3 protein-coding genes are annotated in these 4,796 nt (G+C 47.3%); all 3 read right to left on the reverse strand.

Going from position 1 to position 4,796, the window contains the following annotated elements:
* A partial coding sequence (pglX, locus tag ACRCZA_RS14430; protein WP_438675098.1) for a BREX-1 system adenine-specific DNA-methyltransferase PglX occupies positions 1 to 1,693 on the reverse strand: 1,693 nt, incomplete at its 3' end.
* Positions 1,674 to 3,803 (reverse strand): ATP-binding protein, encoded by a 2,130-nt coding sequence (locus ACRCZA_RS14435; protein ID WP_438675099.1) that lies wholly within the window; start codon positions 3,801 to 3,803, stop codon positions 1,674 to 1,676. The genes pglX and ACRCZA_RS14435, both read right to left, overlap by 20 nt.
* A partial coding sequence (locus ACRCZA_RS14440) for an SIR2 family protein (protein ID WP_438675100.1) occupies positions 3,800 to 4,796 on the reverse strand: 997 nt, incomplete at its 5' end. The genes ACRCZA_RS14435 and ACRCZA_RS14440, both read right to left, overlap by 4 nt.

The following is a 4,796-nucleotide window of genomic DNA, read 5'->3' on the forward strand; positions in this document are numbered from 1 at the left end:
CGCGCAGTTCTTGTAATTGTTTGCTGAGCTGAACGTGCTCTTTTTCTAAGCGCTTGGCTTCACTGGTGCTGGCATCAGCTTGTTGCAACACTAAACGTGCAATACGTCCGGTGAGTTGGCCTAATAACGGCGTCACGTACTCGGTGCGCATGCGTGGCAAGGTGGACTCGTTATAACGGTGCAGATAGACCAGACACTCAAAGGCCTTCTCCTTGCCGGAGCTAAACAGCCAATAGATCGGGCGCTTCTTGTAGGTTTTCAGGTGGTCTTTATAAAACTGGGTTGAGAGATAACGGCGCAGGGTCTCGCGGGCGGTTTCGCCGCCCTTTTTCACCGGCTTCAGCGCGTAGAGGGTCAGGCTGTCGGCAATAAAGTTAAGGTTCTCTTCAAGGTGCTCTTTACCCCAGACGCTGGCGACAAAGGCTTCGATGCGCGCTGCCACATCATCTGCAAACCAGTTCTCGCTGGTTAACGGCAAAATGCCATCGTCATCGGCGGCAAAGGTGGCATAGGCCCCGTCCTCCACCAGCGCTTTAAAGCCTTCATTTCCGGCATGAGCGTAAACCAGCCCTTCACTGTCGAGCGAATAGCGGCCCATCATGCAACCGATGGCGTAGGAGATCAGTTCGCAGATGGTATCGGACTGATACCTTTGATTTTTTTCAATATCAGATAAATTACCCCTATATCGATAGGCTAGATTTACATTAAGAGTCAACATATTCAATGGTGTATTAACGTCATATAGATCCGCAATACCGTATGCATTAGTAATTTCACTATTAAGGGTTTTTTCAGATGTTGCAAAAGCACTTATAAGCCGTTCGTTTCTTTCAATAAATTCTTGGTAAACATTTGCTATATTGACTGAGTTAATAAGATTACAAGCCTTACCAATGAGATGCATTGAAGCAAAGTCCATAGAACACTCAGAAGAATCCCAGTCAAGTTTAGAAATCTCTATTAATTCTCTTACACGCTGTTCAATAGAACTTCTTACAGGCTTTAATCTATCCATTAAAAGCGGTATTAAGCTAATGTCACTGGGCTGCACCTCAATCGTAGGGTTTAACACCTTCAATATATTAGATGCAAATACTGACCCCATTACACCCAAAATAATATGCAAATCGCTCTCATTGGGTACGCAAAATGAACCTTTAACATCAAACAAACAACCTTGCGGAGAAAATCTAACACCAAAATAAGATGAACTAGTCGCTGTCCATGTTATTGCAGGTTTAAAGAAATGCTTTTCATTAGAAATTTTCCAACCCAAATTATCCCATGATAATTGGGGGTATTTTTCTAATGTAGATGATTTTATCTCATAACCATCATCATACCAATTAACAATATACTCGACGTTACCATACCATCGTCTAAAAGACCCCCCTTTTTGATACGGGAACCATTTCTTACCTGATTCCCTCCCAAATTCAGCATTTTTAGCATTAAATTCTACGTTAGATACTGGCACCTCAAACCAATAACGCATAAATCTATCATTATTACCCGTTCTCATACCGATCATCGGTTTTGTCGTTTTGCCCAAAGACTCATTAGCTTTGAACAAGTCCATTACTTTCTCATCTACCCAATACGCCACCGGGCTCCCCGGGATTTTGCCAAAATCCGCTGCCGAGGCGCGGTAAAAGTGTTGTTGCATGTTGTTATTTTCTTGTTGGCTCATTGGCCACCTCTTGATCTGAATTTAGTTGCTTGTCTTCACTGCTAACTTGCTGCCAGTCGTCTGCAATTTTTTTCCAATTCACTGTGCGCTCGACCGCCTCGCCTTTATTGTCTTTACCCGACCAAACCGCCCAAAAATCGGGATCATCGGATTTAGGGCGATGCGCCTCAGACAAGGCATTTATTTGTACCAACACAGGCAATTCGCTAGCCCAACCCATCAAGATGGCGTGGCGAGAAGGTAGCGATGGCAAATCGCGTAGCAATCCACGCAGATTATCAGGCACTAATTTATGAACTAGCTCTTGATCGCGGTCGTTACTGATGCGATGCAGTAAATAGCTGTTGCATTGGGAGAGCACGGTTGGCGAGAGCTCACTGGGGCGCTGCGAGGAGAGCACCAAGCCGAGCCCAAACTTGCGACCTTCACGGGCGATCTTCTCGAATACCTGGCAGCAGATGGCGGCGGAATTTGCACTTTCAGCATCCTCTTTATAGCGCTTAATAAAGGTATGCGCCTCTTCCATCACCAGTACGGTGGGCAGCGTTTTACCATGATTTAATTTTCGATAGCGCTGCAAAGATTCGAGTGTCATCCGCGCAATCACAGCGGTAATAATATGCACCACTTCGGCAGGCACCAGCGAAAGATCGATAACGGTCACCGAGCCATTGGAGGCTTGATTGTCACCGATATGATTTTCAAGCCAGTCAACCAAGGACATATCGTCCATACCTGTCACAATCTGTTTTATTCTCGAATCCGATAACATGGTACGGATTCGCATAATCAAGAAGTCAAAATATTGTGAATTTGATTCCTGACTAGCCAATGTTTCCAGATGGTCGGCAAATTGGGCACCATTGAAGGGTAGCGGTGCATCCTCGTTGGGTCCCTCTTGATAAACGATCCCACCAATGCTCGTAAGAAACCCGTAAAAATGGGAAATTACAGCATCTACCGCAGTCGCTGGGAAGTCATTGTATCCGGTCTGTCCATTTTGTTTCCGATAGGTTTGCTGCGGTCGATTTAGTAGTGCGCGTACTTGATTGGTAAGTAACTCCAAATCATCCCCGTGGGTAGAAAACTCCTGAATATATGTTTCAAGGTCTTCAACAAAGGCCTGCAGTTTGGGACCAAACTTCCAGCCTTCATAATTATCACCATTACGGAGCTGAGCCTTCAAGGTGATTAAAATGGAGCTGATTTTTCGGCGAAGAGTAAAGATGGCATCTTCTGTTACATCGGTACTACTGCGCATCTCTCGAAGAGCCCTGCGTAACAGCGGACGTTGTGCTTTTTCACTTGCTTGAGTAAACGCACTCCACTCGGCACTATTCCAAAACCATAAAGGGACTTGCAGCTGCTCAATGCCTTCACTGGACTCAACCGCATACACACGCACGTCTCCCAGATCTTGAAAGGTTTTTGCATATTCACCATTAGGGTCAAGAACAATAAAGCGTGCGTTTGGTTTCGCGCCTCGTTTTTTCTCCGCCGCCTCCAGAGACCAACGGATCAGGCCTGCCACCGAGCAAGATTTCCCACTACCGGTATTACCCAATACGGCCAAATGACGACCAAACAGGCGATCTGGGTCAATTTTTACCTCGGCATTGGCTGCAAGAGGACTCGTGCCAATTTTAACGTGGCGGTGATCGCCTGATTCAACGATGGCGCGTAGCTGAGTTGGCGTAGGCAGCAGCACGGCATCTCCCACTGTGGGGTAACTTTCAACGCCACGACTAAAGCGATACTGATCCTCACCTTGATTATTCTTGCTACCTTGAGCCAGCACACCTAATGGGTTCAAGCTCATTTTACGCAGTGGGAAGGGCAAATCGACCAGACCAAAGTCCTGCATTCCTTTGCGTTTTGGATAAGGCGATCGCTCAATCGTGATCCATTCGATTTGAGCCACAAGTTGGCCATTATCACTGGGGATCAGCACATAACCATTAACCCTAGGAAATGCGCGAGGGGTACCGGTATTTAGCGCCACACCATCTGGCGCTTCAATATCGAGTAACACCTTAATTTCATCAGGGGAAACAAAATCAACGGTACCAATACGTAGTGAATCAGCAAAAGCTAAAGGAGAAAGCGTCATGCTATCGCCCCTGTCACAGCAAGATCTGTAGCTACATCGCCTGACACTGCGAGCGGTTTTGTGGCATCGTCTGCTTGCACAGTTCCCCAGCGTTGCTTAAGTAGTTCACTCATGCGGAAGGTCGTCTTATCTATCGCCGCTTTAGGTAAATAGTTTTCAGTCAATGTCGCCAGATCGGCCAATGCTGGGCCAATCAACAGGCTGATTTGCGAGGGTCTGCCCATCTCTTCATAGGTTTTCATGATGCGCCCAAGCTGATCGTCGTAAGAAATAACGACCAGATGGGTTGACGGAATGGTCAGCATGTCGCGGATCACGCGGTTGATATGCTCATCGCCAAAGCTGTAGCCATAGGTCACCAAGGTACTGTTAGGACGACAAACGGCCGCAGCCAGATCGCGAAACAGCTCCACATAGGGGTAATCGGCGGTTTCACGGTCTTTGGCGGCATTCGGATAAATCATCAACTTGTTGGCATTTACTCCTCCAAGTCCCGGTGCCTGTATGTAGGGAGTAACATTTTTGGCCCCAAACGGCAGACCGATGCGGCGAATGTCCTTGCCTGTCTGCACCCAGTCTACAGAGCCATGGAGCTTAGTAAAACGTGCTACTCCTTCTAAATAACGAGGCTCTCCTCGAATACCCGGTGGATTGTAGTGCATATCCAGATCGAGTCGAGACGAGCGAAAGATTGGCATCAGGTTACCCAAGAAGCGATCCAGCAGGTGCAGTCCAGCCAGTTCGGCCCCCGCCTCAATCAATCGGTCGTAGTTAGTGGTAAAGATATTGAGACGGTCGCGTACCCCGGTGCGGCTGGCGAAGCTCATCATGAATGTTACCAAGGTATTGAAGGCCTGCTCGCGCTTGGCTTCTTCTGCTGTAGCAATGCCTGATTCGCTCTGCAGAATCGACAATGCGAAAGATTTCATACCTTCTTCAAGTTCTTTGCGCAAGGCATCGGCCTTGCTGTCCTGCATGATCTCCAAACCACGC

The organism is Shewanella sp. (assembly GCF_051658185.1).
Taxonomy (GTDB): domain Bacteria; phylum Pseudomonadota; class Gammaproteobacteria; order Enterobacterales; family Shewanellaceae; genus Shewanella.